This window comes from Candidatus Blochmannia sayi (nom. nud.), from assembly GCF_059935855.1.
Genome location: NZ_CP011796.1, coordinates 504,715 through 528,586 on the forward strand (window position 1 = coordinate 504,715; position 23,872 = coordinate 528,586).

A 23,872-nucleotide genomic window follows, 5' to 3' on the forward strand; every position below is an offset into this window, starting at 1 on the left:
AATAATATCATGACAATCCCATTATTATATAATAAAAATTTTTATTTATAAGAAATCCACTTAATAACAAATTTGCCCTTGATTTTATAATCTTTTCCCACATCTATTGTGCAGAACAAATGGTAATTCACAGGAGGTTTTTATGATATCTAGTAAATTTGGTATAGGGCAACAAGTTAGACATAAATTATTAGGATATTTAGGTGTAGTAATAGATGTTGATCCAGAATATTCTCTTGAAAAACCTACATTGGATGAAATCACAAAAAACGATACCTTACGAAAATCCCCGTGGTATCACGTCGTTATGGAAGATGAAGAAGGAAGACCTATACATACTTATTTAGCAGAAGTACAACTAGGATACGAAAACATTAATATACATTCAGAACAAACAACCTTAGACGAACTTTCCAAATCTATTCAGCTACAACTTAAAACACCACGATTAAGAAATTGACATTTATATGTAGTTTAAGTTTTATATACAAAAATCAAATATATTTACATTCTATAAACTGTAACCATACTCTAACTTACTAGAACTACTCAATCTATGAATACATTACAAAATAAAAACATTAATAATCATCGAAAACCTAAATACATACATCGCCTGATTTACCTTGCAACCTAATCTAAATCAATTCTATCAACTATCAACATCAGTATATAAAATCAATATAACTTTCAACCAATAATATATCAATTATCAATAATACTTTTATATCCGAATCTCTTCCATAATTTATCACAAACTCACACTCCATATAATACATAAAATTGTATATAATCTATATTATAAATATTAAATAAAGCAAGTTTAATTGCAACTTATGACTGTTCATAATACCACGTATTCATACGGTCACTAATTAATAAAAATTATAAATTTATACATAAAGATTTGTGCATTATACACCAAACATATTGAATTAACTTTTAAAATAAAATATTTAATAGTAATATTTTCATATTATCAAAAATTATAATTTTCCAAAAAAAACTAGTATCATAGTAACATTATAATTAAACACACATTATACCGTACTGTTATAGGATAACATTTATTCAAATCAACTCTATATATCTAATAAACAACAATATTTTTAGAATATAATAAGTATTATAGAATAATTTATAAAAATTAACTACCATTGTAATTCTGATTACAACATAATTATTTACACCTATGATTAAGATAAAAAATTTTTGTAATCCTATAACGCAAATTATATATATACTACAACAATTATTTTATCATATGTACTATTATGCATACACGAAAAGTATATGCCTCATTGAATAATATACTACATTTTACTATATTGATATAGACAAATATATTCACAGGACAAAATGTACTATGTTTAATAAACGCGAATCTTATACAAAAGAAGATCTATTAGCTTCCAGCAGAGGTGAATTATTTGGAAAAAAAGGACCTACACTTCCAGCTCCTAACATGCTTATGATAGACCGAGTAACAAAAATGACCAGGAACGGAGGTAACTACAATAAAGGCTTTATAGAGGCAGAATTAGATATCCTATCTGATATGTGGTTTTTCAATTGTCATTTCATCAAAGATCCAGTTATGCCAGGATGTTTAGGATTAGATGCTATGTGGCAATTAGTAGGATTTTACCTTGGCTGGATTGGAGGAGAGGGTAAAGGACGTGCTTTAGGAGTAAAAGAAGTTAAATTTACTGGACAAATCTTACCCACATCTAAAAAGGTTACTTATTTTATTCACTTTCGTAGAATCATTAATAGAAAATTAACTATGGGTATGGCCGATGGAGAAGTGTTATGTGATAGCAAAATAATTTACACTGCAACAGATTTAAAGGTTGGATTATTTAAAAATACCACAACATTTTAATATCATTGTGTACATAAATATAAAATCATTTTATATTTTAACTAAATTAAATCAATATAATTAAATTGAATTATAAATATATTTAATTTAACAACTATATATTATAATTACAATTGTGTTTTATTCTTGCATTTAATACAACACTAAAATTTAATAATTATCTACACCTGAAATATAAATATATTCTAAATAATAAACATTAAAAACATAAAACTATATACTATAATACACATCTCTGATTTTTTTAGCAAATATACTATTAACACGTAATATGAGTAACATTTAAATTTAAAAACACAACCAAAATAAAAAATATTATTAATTAAAAAATGGAGGCCCTACATGAAGACAGTATCAGTAGTAGATATATTACGTGGTTGTGTACTAAAAAATACTGAAATTACGATACAAGGTTGGATTCGAACTAAACGAGATTCTAAAGCTAAAATTTCATTCCTTGATCTATATGACGGTTCTTGTCTAACCTCATTACAAATAATTGCATGCGATAGTTTACATAACTATAAAAATGAAATATTACATCTAACTAGTGGTTGCTCAGTCATAATTACTGGTACAATCATCAAATCTATTGGCACAAAACAACACATTGAAGTAATGGCAAAAAACATTAAAGTACTAGGATGGATAGAAGATCCTAGTACCTACCCCATAACTGCTAAAAAACACACCATGGAGTATCTACGTGAAGTGCCGCACTTACGACCACGTACCAATATAATTGGTGCTGTTTCCCGTATTAGGCATACTTTATCACAGGCTATTCATACCTTCATGAATGAACAAGGATTTATATGGATTCCCACCCCTATAATTACCTCATCCGACACTGAAGGTAATGGTAAGATGTTTTGCGTATCTACTTCAAGCACTCAACCAATTACATGCAATCCAAAAGAGCAAATAAATTATTCTCATGATATTCATGATTTTTTCGGTAAACAAGCTTTTTTAACAGTATCAGGACAATTAAACGCAGAAACTTATGCTTGTGCGTTATCAAAAGTATATACTTTTGGTCCAACTTTTAGAGCAGAAAATTCTAATACTAATCGTCATTTAGCCGAATTTTGGATGATAGAACCAGAAGCAGCATTTGTAACGTTAGAAGGCATTATCATTTTAGCAGAATCTCTACTTAAAAATATCATCAAGATACTTCTTGAAAAATGTTTTGATGATATAAAATACTTTGCCGATAAAATAGACAAAAACATCATAACTCGATTAAAAAATTTTATTTATACTAAATTTGTACACATAGAATATACCGAAGCAATAAAATTACTAAAAACATGTAAAAAACATTTTAATAATTCAATACATTGGGGCACAGATTTATTCTCTGAACATGAAAAATATCTATCAGAAGAATATTTCAAATCTCCCGTAGTAATAAAGAATTATCCAAAAAACATTAAAGCCTTTTACATGCGTTTAAATGACGACAATAAAACCGTAGCATCCATGGATATTTTACTACCTGGCATTGGTGAAATAATCGGAGGTTCACAACGAGAAGAAAGACTATCAGAATTAGATCAAAGATTTCAAGAAAATAATTTAATACAAAACAATTATTGGTGGTATCGTGATTTGAGACGCTATGGTACAGTACCTCATTCAGGATTTGGATTGGGTTTCGAAAGACTAATAATATATGTTACAGGAATAAAAAATATTAGAGATGTCACTCCTTTTCCCAGATCTGCAAAAAATATTAATTTTTAATAACACCATTTATCTATATAAATATTTTATGTTTAATCTTTTAAATAAAAAAAATTATTCTTATAAATATATTTTTCTATTAAATATTACTTTTAATATATTTAACATTTAAATTAAAAAATTAAATATAAATAGTTGGCAAAAAATAACAATTGTGATATATACAAAGCATCCTTTTATATAATCAAAAAATAAATATGGACGTGTTATGTTTGAATCTATTAAAATGGCACCTGCTGATCCAATTCTTGGTTTATCGGAAATTTACGATAACGATACACGAAAAAATAAAATCAATCTTGGCATAGGAGTATATATAGATAAATTTAAAAATACTCCTATTTTAACGAGCGTGAAACAAGCAGAAGAATGGATCCTAAAAAATGAGACTAGTAAAAATTATCTTAACATAGAAGGTATGAATTCTTTCAATACTGCTACGCAATGTTTGTTATTTAAAATAAATGACAAGTTCATTATCCCAAAAAAACACATAAAAACGGTTCAAGCTCCTGGCGGAACTGGTGCATTACGCGTAGCAACTGAGTTCATCGTGAAGAATACTAAATCCAGGCGTATATGGATTAGTGATCCTAGTTGGGTAAATCATAAAAACATTTTTATTTCTTCAGGATTAGAAGTATGTAATTACCCTTATTACAATAAAATAACTAATACACTAAATTTTGACGAATTATATTCAAATTTACAAAAAAACATCCAACCTAATGACATAGTGTTATTCCATTGTTGTTGTCATAATCCTACTGGTGTTGATCCCAACACTGAACAATGGCATGTCTTGTCAGAATTATTAGAAAAAAATCAATGCTTACCTTTATTTGATTTAGCTTATCAAGGATTTGCTCAAGGATTAGAAGAAGATCTTAAAGGACTTCATATTTTTTGTAAAAAACATGCAGAATTGATAGTATGCAATTCTTATTCAAAAAATTTCGGATTATATAATGAACGAGTAGGAGCATGTACTGTAACAACTAATACTAACGACGATGCAGAACATGTATTGAGTCAATTGCGTGTTATTATTCGAGCTAATTACTCTAATCCACCAGCACATGGAGCATCTATTGTCTCGTTGATATTGAATGATAAAATTTTAAGATCCACATGGGAAATGGAACTAAAAAATATGCGTGAGCACATTAATCATATGCGAAAATTACTCATGTATACTTTACAAGCTAGCAGTAAAAACATAAATTTCAGTTTTATCGGAAAACAATGTGGTATGTTTTCTTTTATGGGATTAAACCAAAATCAGGTCATGAAATTGCGCGATCAGTTTGGCATATACTTAGTAAGTTCTGGTAGAATTAATTTAGCTGGACTATCAGATAATAACATTAATCAAATATGTAGCGCTATTGTTAAAATTTTAAAATAAACTACATTTCAATCAATAAAAATAGACTTAAAATTAAAAATTTATAGTTCAAAGAACGTCATGATCTTAATTATTGAATTTATCTCTTATTACGGATTTAATCAGTTACCATTACTTGATCATTAAGCTAAAAACACATTATTTACACTCTCATAACCGAGAGTGGACATACCTCCATGTCCTGGTAAAAATTTAATCTCGTTTCCCAATGGACACAACTTAGTCTTTATAGAATAAACTAAATCTGTAATATTCCCCCCCGGAAAATCTGTTCGACCAATACTTTTTCTAAATAACACATCGCCCATCAGTATAAACTTTTTTAGTTTATTCCAATATACCACATGACCTGGAGAATGCCCTGGACAATGCAATACTTTAAAAACTTCACATCCCACTTCCACTTCATCCCCATCTTCTAACCAAACGTTTGGAATCACTGGATTGCTGTTAAATAACACGTCAGAAACACCCAATATTTTGCATTGCAAAGATAAATTATTTAACAATGATTGATCAGCTTTATTTGGGCCTATTATAGGAACATCATAATATCGCTTCAATTCTAAGGCTCCACCAACATGATCTATATGACCATGAGTTAATAAAATTTTGACTATCTTTACTTCTAATTTAGCTATTTCTAATTGTAATTTATCTACATCTCCTCCAGGATCCACCAAAACCGCCTCACGCGTCATTTCACACCAAACTATTGAACAATTTTGATTAAAACAAGTAACTGGCACAATGTGATATTGCATATTTATCTCACTATCTTTTATATTTTCAACTCTAAAAATACTCTATACCTTAAAAATCATTTCTTATAACACAAAGCCCACGATATAATCGTATGTATAAAAACAACACTACGACAAAAATTATCAAAAACTTTATACTAAAATAGCTTAGAGCTTAGGCATTTATTTATGTTCAATCATTCTAAAATTTAAAATATTATGAAAGCATAATTAAATAATAATAATATAACACATACTTAAATTATTTTTTCTCACATAAAAATACAGAATATTGACTTTTATACCATTTAAATTAGAATGATACAATTTCATACAACAACCCTAATTAAATTAAAATTATATAATACAAATGCATAATCAAAATCATACGAATTAAACTACATTATCTGTATTTGTTACTACATTAAATCCACCATCAACATAAATTACTTCACCAGTAATTCCAGAAGATAAATTAGAACATAAAAATGCAGCAACATTTCCAACTTCTTCAATGGAAATATTGCGACGAATAGGAGATTGTTTTTCACAATATGACAACATTTTTTTAAAATCCTTAATGCCAGAAGATGCTAAAGTACGAATAGGTCCGCAAGAAATTGCATTAACACGAATGCCTTCCGGTCCCATAGAATTAGCCATATAACGAGTATTAGCTTCTAATGAAGCCTTAGCTAATCCCATCACATTATAATTAGGTATAACACGTGTAGAGCCCAAATAAGTTAACGTAATTAAAGCCGATTGATTATTCAACATATTCCTACATACTTTCGCCATTCCAACAAAACTATAAGAACTAATAACATGAGCTAATGCAAAACTCTCACGAGTGACGCTATCTACATAATCACCTGTCAATTGATCAGTAGAAACAAAAGCGATCGAATGAACAAATCCATCAAAAGTCAACCACCTTTTTTTTAATTCAATAAATAAATTCTCTATGCTAGCATCTTGAGACACATCACATGGTAACACAATATCAGAATTGAAATTTTTAGATAAAGTTTGTACTCTTAACTTTAACCTATCAGTATAATAAGTAAAGGCTAACTCTGCGCCTTCTCTATGAAAAACCTGAGCTATACCATAAGCTATTGACTTATTATTAGCCATTCCAGTAATTAAAATCCGCTTATTACTAAGCAATGCCATTGTTTGCTCTCCACAACATGATGCTTCTGTTTTATGATTTAAATTAAAATACACTCAATACAAAAAATATTCAATATCAAACTATCACAATTATTATTGTAATCAGTAGATATATTATAAATTTTATTAAAAAATAACCACACTTATAACTATGCAATAGTATAAAAATATTTTTAGTTTTAAAAATTTACTATTAATTACATTAATAACATCATATTAACCCTACTTTCTATTCTTACAAAAAGAAATGAAAATCAACTTTTAAATGAATTACATAACATATTTACATGCGTCATAATTTACATTATATATAGAGTACCAATTATTAAAACATCAATATATACACTTTTTTTTGTGAGCTATATTTATATAACTGTTTTTCATAAATATCACATATCAATAATTATATTCACTTCGATGTGCTTAAAGTTCATATCTAATATGGTACTTAAATAATAATAACAATAAAAATACTGATATAATTATATGTAATGAACCAACCAAATTACTTTATTATAATAAATAACAACATTTTATAATAAATAATTAATTATAATAAACATTAAAAAATTTTACTCAACATATATTCATATACATAATTATACTATTTATATTAATTTTAATTTAATTAAAAATTTAACATTTTGTCCAAATAAATTTTTTTTAAATAAAAAATTTTCATTTAATTTACTGGGTTAATAATAATTAATACTACAATTCTTTTAAATGAATCCATTTATATAGATATCATATATCCTATCAAATCTTAATTAATATTTTAATAAGAATAACTATTAAGTTTCAAAACTAATATCTATAAATATTACAGACTAATTTACAAAATACATATGTTTAAACATTATCACATTTTTACAAAAAATTAATTCATATCAATTCTGTATAACTTTCTCCATACCTTATAATATTGTTTTGCAATAATTTTTAATATCTATTTATACGATAAAATTTACAATAAATTATCCTAAATCAAATATGCTATATATAACCAATACCAGTGCAATTTTTTAATATAAAAACATGTTCAATACCTCATTTGATTATCTCAACCACCTCTAAGGTAAAAAATAAAAATCTTCTTATTTATGTTCGTATTTACATATATTCGTATACTGACAACAAAAAAATAAAAGAAATATAAAACACAAAATTCATAAAACTATAACAATCCTTATAAACAAAACAATATTATATTCAAATATAATAACATAAATTTTTAATCATAAATTATATTATCTGTACTTTTGTAAGATATATACGTACAATATATAACACATTGTATTTTACAAACCCAAAATTATTAATTCTTTATAAATCAATTAAACAATCATGATTTATAATTAATATAATCATCATATAAATAACTTAAAACACCATTTGTTTTAGAAATTATTATCATATTAATTTGAAATTAAAATAACATCCAAGATACATGCGGCACATTTAGTATTATAACTATCCATCATTAAAACAATATTTATATAATTAAATATTAGAATATTTACTCCTACCTAAAAATTATTCAACATAATTAAAATAAAAATAAATTCCACTATACATGTGTTCTCTTGTACACTTGACAAATATACCTAAATTAATAAATTTATAATAAACATCCACAATGTTTATACCACATATAATACATTGTAATAACTCTGTAATTCACAAATAATATCAATATCAATAATTATATAAAAAATTTTACTATTTAATTAATATTAATTTTTTTTATTTTTACATGTAATTTTTATAAATTTTACTTAAAATACTCAAAATACCTATCGGATTCACAGTATATATTTTATACAAATAAAATATATACTATTTTAGTAAAAATTTTTGGTTATTAACAATATCATTGATATCATTATTAAATATTTTAAATAAATAATTATCAACTAATAAAATTATTTTATGAAAATAATAACAATACATATCATTTAATATGGATGGAAATATTCATAATAATATATTTGAATACCTTAACTCAAATGTTAAGGATATAGATTTTTAACATAAATAACAATAATCCCTAGGGTTACATTTCTCAAGAGGTAATAATAATGCGACTTAAGCGCGTAACAGAAGCAAAATTACCAACATTTTGGGGTAATTTTTTATTAGTAGGATTTGAAGAAAACTTTACTGGACATAATCATATTGCGCTAATATACGGAAATATCGCCGGATCAGATCCCATACTAACACGAATACATTCTGAATGTTTAACAGGAGACGCTTTATTTAGTTCACGCTGTGATTGTGGATTTCAATTAAAAACAGCACTACACTTTATTACAGAAGAAGGACGTGGCATTTTAATCTATCATCGCCAAGAAGGACGTAACATCGGACTATTAAATAAAATCCGTGCTTATGCATTACAAGATAATGGAGCTGATACTGTCGAAGCAAATCAATGTCTTGGCTTTGCTCCCGATGAACGCGACTTTACTATTTGCGTTGACATTTTAAAATTATTACACGTCAAAAAAATACGTATTTTAACTAACAATCCAAAAAAAGTAGAAATTTTAAACAAATCATGTATTAAAATTACAGAAAGAGTTCCATTAATAGTAGGAAGAAATCCAGAAAATTCTAAATACTTAGACACCAAAGCATCTAAATTGGGACATCTATTTTGTAACTATAATAAATAAAATTTAACATAAAATATATATATTTATATAATCTCGATAAATAATAAGCGCACACTCTTTACTCAAAAAATTACTTTTATAGTTAATTCATAAACAAAACGATAATTACAAAAATACCATAAAACCATACAAATAGCACATCATATATACAACTATCTAAATACATAATCTATCATAAAATATATTTTTGAATAAAATAAAAACTATAATAACTTCCTATATTACATTATATCTTTCACATAATTTCTAAATAAAAATTTAGATATAAAAAATAGCAATATAAAGTAAGAATATAAATTAACACTCAACAATTTTTAATTCTTAAATTACATTAAATTAATGTTGAAAAACATTACAAACATTTATGATAATAACGTTAATATAATTTAAATACATACAATTTTATTTGACTTATACAAACAATAATCTCACTAAATTCTTTCATTTTTTAATCAAATACCATCGTTATAACTTATCTATCTTCCTTTATTAAATTAAAAACCTTTTTATTATAAACGACTATTCAATTTCTATAATAAACATCAAAATAAAACATAATATTTTAATAAATTAATCTCTAAACAACGAAATTATATAAAATATAAAATTATAAAATATCTCTATATATGATCTAAATATGTCAAAAAAAAATAAATAAATATTACAACAAAACCTTAATAATTTAATATAAACTAAACAAAAAATCCACCCATCAAAATTCAAAATATAATACTTAGTATTTCAAAAAAATTACACTACTTAGATCAATAAATATATGCTTGCAATTATATAATTAGATTATATCTATTGCATTAAATAGCAATTTAATGTTAAATCGCATTAACAAAAAATATTAAAACCTTAACAAATTTTGTACTCCTATATATAAAAACACTAGTTGTAATTCTATTTTAAATCAAAAAAAACCACATCTAACTGTTCCTACCAAAATAAAACTCTATAAATTTAATCATCAATCACTTATGTACAATATCAAAATCATATACACACAACATTCTCTACACTTTTATTAATTTAAAATCTTATCAATTTAATTAATAATATTTTTGAAAGCAATAATTTTCGTTAAAAAACTCTTATTATCTAAAAAAAAATACCAAAAAAACTATAGGCTATACTCATCTTGAATAAAATAAAACTTACTATCTTGATTTATTTATAAGATTTTCATGATTTTATTATTATTAAATTTTCATCCTTTCCAACAAATTACCACTATTAAAAACATATATAATACTAACAATATACTTTGACAACATAAACCATTTTTTCATATTGTAATACATTATTTAAAAAAATAAAATTATAATAAATATATAAATAAATAAAAAAAATTAAGTTAAAGATCATTTAATAATATCGATCTATTTACTGCATTAAAGAGTGTTTATTACATATCACACTATTATATTACTGACTATTCATTGTAATTTTTATATTTCACTAAAATATATAAATATATTGATAACATATACAATCTCATTTAGATATATAATATAATCTATTAAAAATTATATTTTTAAAACTATACATGAAAACGAAAACAAAAAATCATTTAAATTCTATTTAAATAGACACAAATAATTCATATTTCTCATACACAATATTTATTTTTTTATAACATCATTTAAAACCACAAAACACATTATACGTATCATTTAATACTAAATCATATATGAATAATATACGCTTACTACAATCTTTATAGTATCTTTTTAAATTTTTCACTAAATCTAATGTAAAATTTGCTCAACAAAATAACCATACTAATTATTTTAATAATCAGTTATCGACACAACATATAACAAACTATTTTAAAAATAGTATTTTCCATTTCAACTAAAACACTTTAAAATTTACAATATCACGATATAAGTAAATTTTTGTTAATATAAAAATATATAATTTATCACAAACATACTAATGTTCAATCTCTTAAAACCTACAAAAAATCTCTAATCATTTATTTCTATATAAAATACATCAATAATATACCTTTTATATTTATAATATTAACATATTTATTACATACACTATATCTACAAGACAGATCACACAATAATTAAATGCAAAAATACTTTTTTATATTAAATAAATAAAACTTTTTTAAAATACATTCATACATAAATAAAACAAACACATATTAATTCGTTACAATCTTTTACTCATATTCTAAATTAATCATTTTAAATATTATGCTTGAGTACATGCATATATAAAAATAAATATTTAAATTTCTACAAAAATGTCAAAAACAATAACAATTTATTTATTAAATATTGTATCATGTGCTATGATACATGATTAATTTTTTTTTGAGTACACTCACTTAGTGAGTGTATGTACATACTATTTCTAGATCAACCTTAATGAAACACCATAACTCAATTAGTAAATTAATACCAAATATAATACAAAACATAATCGTTAAATATATACATTTTTATAAATTTATATAACTATAAAACAAAAACTACAAAATAAATACATATTATATATACTTATCATGTTTTAAATTATATCTATCCATAATTAATTATAATAATAACATTTTAAAAAAATTACATAAAACAATATATAAGCTAATAAAATAAATCTATAGCAAACAATTATTAATATATATTCATCAAAAATAATCCAAGTATAATTTATGCTTATTAAATCAGTTATTCTTTAAATGCACTACAACATATTATTCACTAATAACTACTCCAAACTATACCAATAAAATATTTTTTACTATTTCTGCAATTATTGTTATTTGACATTTCTAAAAAAAACTAGTATTACTGATACAATTAGTATTCATATCTTTATAAAAAAAAGACACAACCATATCACGATCGAAGTAAATATTTCTGTAAAATTTAAAGCATTTCAATACTTGAAAAAATGTTTAAAACATATTGCATACTTAAAAATATTCCAATTAAACCACTAATATCAATAAAATATTTTATTTAAACAAATAATGGAAAAAAATAAACAATGGGATTTAAAAAAAATCAAATAGAATGTTTAAATATTCAAGTGCGCTATCATTCTAATCCTACAGAAGTTTTTCATCAATTATGTAGTAAACGTAACGCAACATTATTATTAGAATCATCGGAGATCAATAAAAAACATAATATAGAAAGCATGATGATCATTGATAGTGCCTTACGTATTACTGCTCATGGTACGATCGTTACTATACAACCTTTAACCAAAAATGGAGCGAGTTTGCTACCATTATTAGCACAAATGTTTCCTATAAAAGTAAAAATTAAAAAAAATTTTAACGAAATGAAATTAATATTTCCTATAACAAGAACAATGATTGATGAAGATACGCGTCTGAAATCAATTTCAATATTTGACTGTCTACGTTCATTGCTCAACATAAATAAACCTCCCAAAAATATTCCTAAAGCTATATTCTTGGGAGGTTTATTTTCTTATGATTTAATATCATGTTTTGAATCCTTTCCAAAATTAATCAATACTTATAAATTTCCGGACTATTGTTTCTATTTAGCTGAAACATTACTAATTTTTGATCATCAACGATATACTGCGCTACTACAAAGTACTTTATTTACTTCAAACTCCTTAGAAAAAGCACGACTACAAACCAGAATGAATCAATTGAAAAAACAACTTAATCAAACTCCTAAAACTATTCCATGCACAAAAATAAACAACATGACACTTCGCTGTGATCCAAACAACGAAAAATATGAACAAATTATTCATAAAATACAACAAGCCATACGTCAAGGAGAAATTTTTCAAGCTGTTCCTTCACGACGCTTCTTTCTTCCATGTCCTTCTCCATTAGCAGCATATCACGTATTAAAAACTAATAATCCCAGTCCTTACATGTTTTTTATGCAAGACATAATGTTCACACTTTTTGGAGCTTCTCCTGAAAGCTCTCTAAAATATAATGCAAATACTCGACAAATCGAGATCTATCCTATTGCTGGTACTCGAGCTAGAACTTATCATCCCAACGGATCGTTAGATACAGATTCAGACAATCGTGTAGAATTAGAAATGCGCTTAAACCATAAAGAACTATCAGAACACCTAATGTTAGTGGATTTAGCAAGAAATGATTTAGCACGCGTCTGTAAAGCAGGCAGTCGTTATGTAGCAGATTTATTAAAAGTAGATAAATATTCTTTTGTTATGCATTTAGTATCTAGAGTTGTAGGAGAATTGCGTCATGATCTCGATGCGCTACATGCGTATCGCGCATGCATGAATATGGGTACATTAACTGGAGCCCCTAAAATTAGAGCTACACAACTCATTTATGAAGTAGAAGGTATGCGTCGTCGTAATGCTTATGGAGGAGCTATTGGATACCTAACTGGCACTGGAAATCTAGATACATGCATTGTTATACGATCAGCATATGTCACTAATAAAATAGCTACAATACAAGCAGGAGCTGGCGTCGTAATAGATTCTATCCCTCAATTAGAATCCGATGAAAGCCTAAATAAAGCACGTGCGGTCTTACACGCTATTGTTACAGCTCATTCTTCCAAAGAGATATTTTAAATAATGGCTCATATAATATTGTTAGATAACGTTGATTCATTCACATATAATTTAGTAGATCAATTACGCAACAATGGACATCAAGTATTGATATACACCAATCAACTACCAACATCAATAATCATAAATACATTGTCCAAAATGAAAAATCCAATTTTAATGTTATCACCAGGCCCTGGATCCCCCAATCAAGCCGGGTGTATGACACAACTAATAAAACAACTCAACAGACAAATTCCAATTATTGGAATTTGTCTAGGGTATCAAGCCATAATAGAATTCTACGGAGGGAGTATATCACAATCAGAAGAAATTTTTCATGGAAAATCTTCTTTAATACATCACGACAATTTAGCTATGTTTTCTAATATACCAAATCCTCTATTAGCAGGACGATATCATTCATTAATAAGTAATTACATACCAAATAATTTGAAAATTAATGCTTATTATAATAAACACATTGCAATGGCAGTACGCAATGATTCTGATCGAATTTGCGGATTTCAATTTCATCCTGAATCCATCTTAACCGCTCATGGAACACAACTGATTAGACAAACCATCACGTGGGCAATGCAATTACATAAAGGAAAAAAATAACATGCAAGACATTTTCAAAATTTTATATCAAGGTAAATCTCTTGACCAAAAACAAAGCGAAACACTACTATACAATATTATAAAAAAAAAATTATCTAAAACACAAATCACATCTGCGCTAATCAGTATGAAAATGCGCGGAGAAACTTTTGAAGAGATAGTAGGAGCCGCAAATGTTTTATTAGCTCATTCCAAATCTTTTCCACGTCCAAACGTTTTATTTTCAGATATAACAGGAACTGGGGGCGATAATAGCCGTACTATCAACATTTCTACAGCAAGTGCCATTGTTGCTTCTACTTGTGGCGCAAAAATCATTAAACATGGTAATCTTAGTATCTCTAGTATGATAGGATCAATGGATTTATTAAAGCAATATAATCTATATATAGAAAACGATGCATATCAAGCACGTAAAATTTTTGACAAACTAGGCATATGTTTTTTATATGCTCCTCAATACCACGAAGTATTAAAAAATGTAATGACTATACGCAAACAACTAAAAACTTCCACATTATTTAATATAGTAGGTCCATTAATTAATCCATCAAAACCTTCATTAATACTTATTGGTGTATATAAAAAAGAATTATTATTACCTATAATCCAAACGTTACAACTATTCAAATATCATCACGCAATAGTAGTACATTGTGGAGGTATAGATGAAGTAGGATTACATGCTCCTACTCAAGTATCAGAATTATACAATAATATCATAAATCATTACACTTTAACATCATCAGATTTTGGGCTAAACTCTTATCCAATAGAAACTCTATGTTGTTATTCCAAAAAACAGGCTTACAAATACACGATCGATCTATTAAAAGGAAAAGGAAAACCTGCACATTCAGCTGTAATAGCAGCCAACGTAGCTCTATTATTAAAATTATTTGGATACAATAACCTGCGCGCCAATACACAATTAGCTTTAGATAAAATATATAATGGAACGCCATACACTCGTTTGCTATCTTTGTCAAAAATAGGGATTCAAAAATAATGCAACACACAACAATACTTGACGAAATTTTATTACACAAAAAAAACTGGATCATTAAACAAAAAAAACAAAATCCATTGCATATGTTAAAAACTATGATACAACCAAGCAAACGAAATTTTTATCATGCTGTATCCAACAAAAAACACCAAACAATATTCATATTAGAATGCAAAAAAGCATCTCCTTCCAAAGGCATTATCTGTAATAATTTTGATCCTATAAAAATAGCCCAAACCTATAAACATTATTCTTCTGTTATTTCAGTATTAACTGATGATAAGTACTTTCATGGGAATTTTGATATTTTATGCCAAGTAAGTAATACCGTAAAACAACCAATACTATGTAAAGATTTTTTTATTTCAGAATGGCAAATTTATTTCGCGCGACTACATCAAGCCGATGCCATTTTACTAATGTTATCAATTTTAGATGATATAACTTATCAAAAATTAGTTAACACAGCCCATGCATTAGGTATGGGAATATTAACAGAAATAATAAATGAAAATGAATTAAAACGCGCTAAATACCTAGGAGCTAAAGTTATTGGTATAAATAATCGTAATTTACATGATCTTTCAGTTGATTTAAACCGAACCATTTCACTAAGTAAACATATACCAAACTCAATTACTATAATTAGCGAATCGGGCATTACTAATTATTGTCATATAAGAAAACTTAGACATTATGTTAATGGATTTTTGATTGGAACAGCATTAATGTCTCAACCACAACTTAATACAGCAATAAAAAAATTAATTTTAGGAGAAAATAAAATATGCGGACTAACTAGAGCCAAAGATGCATATATCGCTTACACATTAGGAGCAATATATGGAGGTTTAATTTTTGTCCCTAATTCACCCCGATGCATAAACATCATAACTGCACAACACATTATTTCTTGTGTAAAACATTTATATTATGTTGGTGTATTCTTCAATGCAGCCATTTCTTATATTGTCAATATAGCCAACACATTGAATCTATCAGCGATACAACTTCACGGCACAGAAGATCAAGACTACATTAATACTTTACGAACACAATTGCCGATTACATGCTGTATATGGAAAAGTATTAATATGAATCATAAACCATTACCAAAATATAATATTCCAAATATAAACCGCTATTTAGTAGATAACGGAGGAGGCAGTGGAAAAACTTTTGATTGGTCGCTTCTTTCGAATATGCAATTAGATAAAATAATTTTAGCAGGAGGATTAACAACAAGTAATTGCGCGAAAGCAGCACGTATAGGTTGTTTGGGATTAGATTTTAACTCTGGAGTTGAAATTACACCAGGTATTAAAAACCATCAAAAACTTATTAAGATATTTCAAATACTAAGGTCTTATTAGTAGAATAATAATATACTTAAAATAATTAAAGGAATAAAATAATTAATATGATAAAACTACGATCTTATTTTGGAGAATTTGGAGGGATGTACGTACCACAAATTCTAATACCAGTACTAAATCAATTAGAAGAAACATTCATATCAGCACAAAATGATCCTATTTTTAAAAAAGAACTCAAATATCTTTTGAATAATTATGCTGGCCGTCCTACTCCATTAACATTATGCAAAAATTTAACAAAAGGAACTCGTACTAAACTATATTTAAAACGTGAAGATCTGTTGCATGGAGGATCTCATAAAACCAATCAAGTATTGGGACAAGCTCTACTAGCAAAGCGTATGTCCAAAAAAGAAATAATCGCTGAAACTGGCGCTGGTCAACATGGAGTTGCTGTATCTATTGCAGCATCCCTTTTAGGATTAAAATGTCGTATCTATATGGGATCTAAAGACATCAAACGTCAAGAAACTAACGTTTTGAGAATGCAACTAATGGGAGCAAAAATCATTCCTGTCAATCACGGATCCAAAACCTTAAAAGACGCTTGTAACGAAGCTATACGAGAATGGTCTAAAACCTATGAATATACTCATTATATGATTGGTACAGCTGCTGGACCTCATCCATTTCCTACAATTGTTAAAGAATTTCAACGAATCATTGGAAAAGAAACATACGAACAAATACAAATACACGAACAACGCTTACCAGATGCAATTATTGCTTGCGTAGGAGGAGGATCTAACTCTATTGGCATATTTTCTGAATTTCTTGATATACCATCAGTACAATTATTGGGAGTAGAAGCGGCTGGATTAGGCGTAAATACTGAATATCACGGGGCTGCTCTACAACATGGTAATATAGGTATTTATTTTGGTATGAAAACTTCAATACTACAATCTGAAGATGGACAAATAAAGAATTCTTATTCTGTATCCGCTGGTCTCGATTTTCCATCTGTAGGACCAGAACATGTTTACCTTAAAAATACTGGTAGAGTGCAATATGTCTCTATTAATGATACAGAAGCAATCAGAGCATTTAAGCAATTATCTATTCATGAAGGAATCATTCCGGCTCTAGAATCTTCCCATGCTTTAGCGTATGCACTTAAAATCATTCAAGAAAAACCAAATAAAACGCAAATTTTAATAGTCAATTTATCTGGACGCGGAGATAAAGATATTCTTACAGTCCATCATGTATCACAAAAACAAAGAGATACGTAAAATGAATCGTTATAAAAAATTATTTACACATTTAACTCGAAATAAATTAGGAGCATTTGTACCTTTTATTACTTTAGGAGATCCAAATCCCACCTCTTTTATGAATATTATAGATACATTAGTTTCGTCGGGTTCTGATGCGTTAGAGCTAGGAATGCCATTTTCTGATCCTGTATCAGATGGTCCTGCAATACAAAAAAGCATGGAACGCGCCTTAAAATCAGGTGTAAATTTTTCACATTGCTTAACAATGTTACGTGACATTCGTAATAAATATCCAGATTTACCTATTGGATTATTAATATATGCAAATTTAATCTTCAAAAACGGAGTCAACAATTTCTATTCATATTGCTCAAAAATAGATATAGACTCCGTGTTAATTCCCGATCTTCCTATTGAAGAAAGCCAATCATTTTATAACGCTTCAACGCGCTATAAAATAGCACACATCTTCATTTGCCCGCCTAACGCTACAAAAGAATTAATCAACAAAATTACCACTCAAGGCACCGGATATATCTATTTACTATCTCGCCCCGGAGTCACTGGTATCGATATCAATAAAATCACAATTAATACTTCTGTATTAAATAACTTAATTCAATGCATCCAAGAACAACAAAAAACACTACCTATACTGCAAGGTTTTGGCATACATACACCACTACAAGCCCATGAGTCATTGTTATTAGGAACTACTGGGGTCGTTGTCGGTTCTATAATTGCAAATATTATTGAAGAAAACATTTGCAATATAGAAGTAACGTTAAAGAAATTAAAAACACTAACACATTTAATGAAAAAATCTATGCATTTTGATATAAATTAAACCATATAATATATATACTATATCAACAATAACACATAATCTCAATAAAATTTAATCAAGTTATCTATTTATATATCATATCTCTATACACATAAGATATCTAAATTTATTGTAAATAATATTTTTATAAAAATATCAAATATAAATGTAATTACATAATAAAAACCGATAAAAATTAACTATTATTACAAATCACGAACATTTTGTTAAAATTAAATACAATAATTATATATTATCAATAATACTTTAAATCATTAATTTTTTTGCTGTAAAAATATTTTTTGGAAAAATTATGAAAACTATAATGACAAAATTGTATCAAGATATATTATATTTTGTTAAGAATTATCGCTCTGATATCATAATATTAATATTGATTACAACATTAATGCAAATCGGCTTAGATTATATTTTAATACCAAAAAAATCAAATCTTACGTTTATAAACAATTTTTCTGACATGAATTTGCAAAACACAATTAAAGAATTATCAATAGATCAACAGTATATTTTGTTCAAATTATCTATTGCTAATGGTGTCTCTAAACTATTAAGTAACACCTTTTTATTTGGAAGTATTTTAACTATGTTACATCTATTCCCTATTTCCACTCAAAATAGCCGATATTTTAATGTAAAAAAAATTATTCAACTAACAACACCAAAATTTCCAAAATTATTATTATTAATTTTTTATATGACATTATTTACACAACTGGGACTCATGATGGCGATCATCCCAGGCATTCTATTGGCCATCATAACAAGTCTGGCCCCAATTATAATGATTATTGATAACCCATCGATTATAGAATCGATATGCATTAGTATAAAAATAAGTTACCGCAACATGCATTTAGTTACACTACCGATATTATTATGGTTCCTAATCAAAACTATATTAATGTTAATATTAATTCAGAACCTTCACTCTTGGGTATTTATTACTAAAATTTTAATAAATAGTCTTAATAACATGTTGTCTGTAGTAATTTTAATATATTTATATTATATATATATCATTATTAAAACAACATTAAAAAATTATTAATTTTTTTTGAAATCATCTTTATCTATTTTTTTCAAAAAAAAATCATATAAAAATACTTTACATTACATTGATAAAATCATAATTACTTAATTTTATTAAAATTTTAATCTCTACACTAATCTTCTAAAAATATTTTTTATTACTTCATTTGACTTAAATAAATTTATTATAATATACACACAAATCAGTTTCACAAAAAAAAATTACAATAATTTTAATTAATAAATGCTTTATCACTATTCAAACAAAATTTAAAAGTAACAACTAAATTTCTTTCTGGCTTATTGCTTGAATATCTCCAGCGACACATAGCTGATTTAACACTTTCTTCAAATACACCAACAGGATTAGCCGATAGTACACGTATTGTATCAATTTTTCCTTTAGTATTAACATTATATTGAACAATAATTTTTCCTTCTATACCTAATATTTTAGCCTTATTAGGATATTCAGGATATATACGATTAATTATACAAGAATGTACACAAGGATTCTCACCCCGTATTACAGAAGAAGAATCAGAGGATATTGTAGATTCCGAAATATCAATATCATTTTGTTTAACTACAGAAAAATCTTTATCTACATCCAACACATTTTTAGAACGATCTAACACCTTCTTTTTAGAACACACTAAAGACTTTGGATTGTGTTGTTTCTGAGATGTTTTCAATGTTTTTGACGATTGTTTTTTCTCCAATATTTCATATCCAATTCGATTAGACTGTAACAACGACAATTCAATTACTGTAGGTTTTGCTGTACGAACAGGCTTATTAATAAAATGACGAAAATAATACAACAATACCATTGTTACAAATATATGAATAATACACGATAAAAAAAAACAAAAATAGACTGACACATATAATTCACGACAAATACTCTGGTAATTATTTATAATTCAGTCTCCTTTTAAACATATTATATTTCATCATAATCTTTCATATTTATGATCTTTGTTTAAAACACTTACTTTTCATATAAACATTATTTAATAAACACATATATACATTATATTTTATGCGTACAACATAAAATATATGTTATATGCTTTTTAATTAAAAATCTAAACAATATAACTTTCAAACACAACATATTCATATATTATTTAATATACATTAAGAATATTAAAAATATATACTTATATAATAATAAAACACTTAAAAACCTTTTAAAATTAAATAAATAGATAAATAAATTTTATTTTTTAAAAAATACCAACAATATAATACGATCAAAAATTGAATTGAATCATATATATCAATGTTTCAATTTTTACTAAACTTTAACCTAATATTAAAAAAAAATAAAAGAAATGCATATTATTTATACACATAATGAATACTAATTCTTCAAAAATACATAAAATTTATTCACTTAATATATACAACATTTCACACTAATATCATAATGCCATTTATGATTTATAAATGTATAATATAATTAAATTGTTTATTAAATAAATATTAATATTAGCTATACGTTTTCCCAATCAGTATTCGATCGCTTATAAATATCTATTTATGCCTTTATGCGCTTATAAAATTTGTCATACAATGTAAATATTCAATAATAATAATCCATATAGTCTTTTATTTGAAAAATGTCACCTCAACGTTATAAATAGGATTTATTGTAATTATGATTACAGTTTGTACAATATTTAATTGTATTTTGTTGTGCAGCTATTGGCTATTAATCGTACTAGTTACATTTCGTATTTTAATAAAACGCCGAACAGTACCATCCTCCATGGCATGGTTGTTAGTAATTTATGTTTTACCTTTAATAGGTATAATTACATATCTGTTATTTGGTGAGTCTAATCTCGGTAAACAACGATCTACCAGAAGTAAAATAGCATGGTCATCTACCATGCGCTGTATAAAAATACTAAAATCTTACAAACATATATTTTCAACTGAACACAGCGCGATTGCTTCTTCATTATTTAAGCTATGCGAACATCGCCAAGGAATAGGCGCTCTAAAAGGTAATAAAATACAATTATTAAAAAAAACTCACGATACCATAATATCCTTAATTAAAGATATTGAATTAGCTCAACACAGTATTGACATGATATTTTACATTTGGGAATCTGGAGGATTAGTAGATCACGTTACAAAAAAATTAATCATAGCAGCAGAAAGAGGTGTTCGTTGCCGAATTATATTAGACTCAGCTGGATGTTCTAGTTTTTTTAATAGTGCATATCCTGATATAATGCGACAAGCTGGAGTTAATATTGTAGAAGCACTACATGTAAATATATTACGTATTTTCTTACGTCGTATGGATTTGCGACAACACCGCAAAATGATACTAATTGATAATAATATCGCTTATACTGGTAGTATGAATATGGTAGATCCACAATTATTTAAAAAAAACATGGGAGTTGGACAATGGATTGATATCATGGTACGCATAGAAGGACCAGCAACTTCTGCCATGAGTATGATTTTTTCTTCTGATTGGGAAATTGAAACAGGAGAACATGCATTATTTCCATTATTGTTGGATACTCACACCATTACAACCCGCGAACTCATGTCAGGACATACCATTCAAATTATTCCTTCTGGACCAGGATGCCCAGAAGGAATAATTCATCAAGTATTACTAATGTCATTATACGAAGCACGTAAAAAACTCATCATTACTACTCCGTATTTAGTGCCCAGTGATGACTTACTATACGCTATTTGTACAGCAGCACAACGTGGAGTAGAAGTTCATATAATTATCCCACAGAATAACGATTCTATATTAGTAAACTGGGCCAGCAGAGCATTCTTTAGTGAACTATTAAAAGCTGGAGTACTAATACATCAATTTCAACATGGACTATTACACGCAAAAAGCGTGCTAATAGACCAACAATTAAGTCTAATAGGAACCGTAAATTTAGATATACGTAGCTTATGGTTAAATTTTGAAATCACTTTAGTAATTGATAGCAAAGATTTTAACAATGAACTAGAAAAAACACAACAAAACTATATTGATCACTCCAAAGCAATCGATCCAAAAAAATGGGCTAAACGTCCTTACTGGGAACGTATTGTTGAACGTTTGTTTTATTTACTCAGCCCCTTATTATAAAAGGGTTATATACCTTTAATTTAAAACAAAATAATCAAACTGATATTCAAGTAAATATATAAACAATACTTCTAATACTCTGCACTAAATCATAAACAATACGCACAGTGTATAATTGATTAAAAATCAATAATAAAAAAATTATATTCACATTCCAAAAAACTATTTTTTAATAGAAATAACCACCATACCTAAATTTTATAAATTAAATCATTTAAGATTTCTTATTGCTAATAAGCAATACCAAATTTTAAAATATTAAATATGCATAATTTCTATATGCATTCAAAAAAAATATTGTTTTCATAAAATAAAAATTATTAGTATAAAATTCATAATTCATAATAAATATCTATTTTCACGCACACTCTAACAACAATAGCTTAATAAATAAATGCAGGATAAAACATATTTTTTTGCAAATGCATA

The 23,872-nt window shown here is 26.5% G+C and carries 16 protein-coding genes; 13 read left to right on the forward strand and 3 right to left on the reverse strand.

Translation table 11 applies throughout. The annotated features are described in order from the left end of the window. Nucleotides 1–142 precede the first annotated feature (142 nt). The 4 genes from hspQ (at nt 143) to Bsayi582_RS02165 (ending at nt 5,045) form a co-directional block, all read left to right on the forward strand. Nucleotides 143–460 carry a heat shock protein HspQ gene (gene hspQ / locus Bsayi582_RS02150; protein WP_500815592.1) on the forward strand — a complete coding sequence of 106 codons (318 nt, stop codon included), beginning with the start codon at nt 143–145 and terminating at the stop codon, nt 458–460. A gap of 906 nt (nt 461–1,366) precedes the next feature. Further along, a complete protein-coding gene (gene fabA, locus Bsayi582_RS02155) occupies nt 1,367–1,885 on the forward strand; it encodes a bifunctional 3-hydroxydecanoyl-ACP dehydratase/trans-2-decenoyl-ACP isomerase (protein WP_500815593.1) in 519 nt (172 codons plus the stop codon). 342 nt (nt 1,886–2,227) lie between these two features. Further along, nucleotides 2,228–3,637, forward strand: coding sequence for an asparagine--tRNA ligase (gene asnS, locus Bsayi582_RS02160; protein ID WP_500815594.1), 1,410 nt, complete (start codon nt 2,228–2,230; stop codon nt 3,635–3,637). A 208-nt stretch (nt 3,638–3,845) separates the two neighbouring features. Next, nucleotides 3,846–5,045, forward strand: a complete 1,200-nt coding sequence (locus tag Bsayi582_RS02165) for an amino acid aminotransferase (RefSeq protein WP_500815595.1) — start codon at nt 3,846–3,848, stop codon at nt 5,043–5,045. 122 nt (nt 5,046–5,167) lie between these two features. Here Bsayi582_RS02165 and Bsayi582_RS02170 read toward each other — a convergent pair whose 3' ends face one another. Both Bsayi582_RS02170 and Bsayi582_RS02175 read right to left on the reverse strand, forming a co-directional pair. Then, nucleotides 5,168–5,809, reverse strand: coding sequence for an MBL fold metallo-hydrolase (locus Bsayi582_RS02170; protein ID WP_500815596.1), 642 nt, complete (start codon nt 5,807–5,809; stop codon nt 5,168–5,170). Between the two features lie 372 nt (nt 5,810–6,181). Continuing rightward, nucleotides 6,182–6,967, reverse strand: a complete 786-nt coding sequence (locus Bsayi582_RS02175) for an enoyl-ACP reductase FabI (RefSeq protein WP_500815597.1) — start codon at nt 6,965–6,967, stop codon at nt 6,182–6,184. Between the two features lie 2,081 nt (nt 6,968–9,048). Here Bsayi582_RS02175 and ribA point away from each other — a divergent pair. From ribA to Bsayi582_RS02215, 8 genes are all read left to right on the forward strand, one after another. Then, on the forward strand, nt 9,049–9,648 hold the full coding sequence (ribA, locus tag Bsayi582_RS02180) for a GTP cyclohydrolase II (RefSeq protein WP_500815598.1): 600 nt from the start codon (nt 9,049–9,051) through the stop codon (nt 9,646–9,648). A 3,009-nt stretch (nt 9,649–12,657) separates the two neighbouring features. Beyond that, on the forward strand, nt 12,658–14,223 hold the full coding sequence (locus Bsayi582_RS02185; RefSeq protein WP_500815599.1) for an anthranilate synthase component 1: 1,566 nt from the start codon (nt 12,658–12,660) through the stop codon (nt 14,221–14,223). Nucleotides 14,224–14,226: 3 nt separating this feature from the next. Next, nucleotides 14,227–14,826 carry an aminodeoxychorismate/anthranilate synthase component II gene (locus tag Bsayi582_RS02190; RefSeq protein WP_500815600.1) on the forward strand — a complete coding sequence of 200 codons (600 nt, stop codon included), beginning with the start codon at nt 14,227–14,229 and terminating at the stop codon, nt 14,824–14,826. 1 nt (nt 14,827) lies between these two features. Further along, nucleotides 14,828–15,835, forward strand: a complete 1,008-nt coding sequence (trpD, locus tag Bsayi582_RS02195) for an anthranilate phosphoribosyltransferase (protein WP_500815601.1) — start codon at nt 14,828–14,830, stop codon at nt 15,833–15,835. Continuing rightward, the gene (trpCF, locus tag Bsayi582_RS02200; RefSeq protein ID WP_500815602.1) at nt 15,835–17,208 is read left to right on the forward strand and encodes a bifunctional indole-3-glycerol-phosphate synthase TrpC/phosphoribosylanthranilate isomerase TrpF; all 1,374 of its coding nucleotides are present in this window, start codon (nt 15,835–15,837) and stop codon (nt 17,206–17,208) included. The genes trpD and trpCF overlap by 1 nt, the downstream gene beginning before the upstream one ends. Before the next feature lie 47 nt (nt 17,209–17,255). Continuing rightward, nucleotides 17,256–18,446 (forward strand): tryptophan synthase subunit beta, encoded by a 1,191-nt coding sequence (gene trpB, locus Bsayi582_RS02205; protein WP_500815603.1) that lies wholly within the window; start codon nt 17,256–17,258, stop codon nt 18,444–18,446. A 1-nt stretch (nt 18,447) separates the two neighbouring features. After that, nucleotides 18,448–19,278, forward strand: a complete 831-nt coding sequence (trpA, locus tag Bsayi582_RS02210) for a tryptophan synthase subunit alpha (RefSeq protein WP_500815604.1) — start codon at nt 18,448–18,450, stop codon at nt 19,276–19,278. Between the two features lie 304 nt (nt 19,279–19,582). Next, nucleotides 19,583–20,329 carry a YciC family protein gene (locus Bsayi582_RS02215; RefSeq protein WP_500815605.1) on the forward strand — a complete coding sequence of 249 codons (747 nt, stop codon included), beginning with the start codon at nt 19,583–19,585 and terminating at the stop codon, nt 20,327–20,329. 214 nt (nt 20,330–20,543) lie between these two features. Here the strand turns inward: Bsayi582_RS02215 and Bsayi582_RS02220 are convergent, their stop codons facing one another. Beyond that, entirely contained in the window at nt 20,544–21,143 is a 600-nt protein-coding gene (locus Bsayi582_RS02220) for a TonB family protein (protein ID WP_500815606.1), read from the reverse strand. A gap of 833 nt (nt 21,144–21,976) precedes the next feature. Here Bsayi582_RS02220 and cls point away from each other — a divergent pair. Further along, nucleotides 21,977–23,443 (forward strand): cardiolipin synthase, encoded by a 1,467-nt coding sequence (gene cls, locus Bsayi582_RS02225; protein ID WP_500815607.1) that lies wholly within the window; start codon nt 21,977–21,979, stop codon nt 23,441–23,443. Nucleotides 23,444–23,872: the final 429 nt, after the last annotated feature.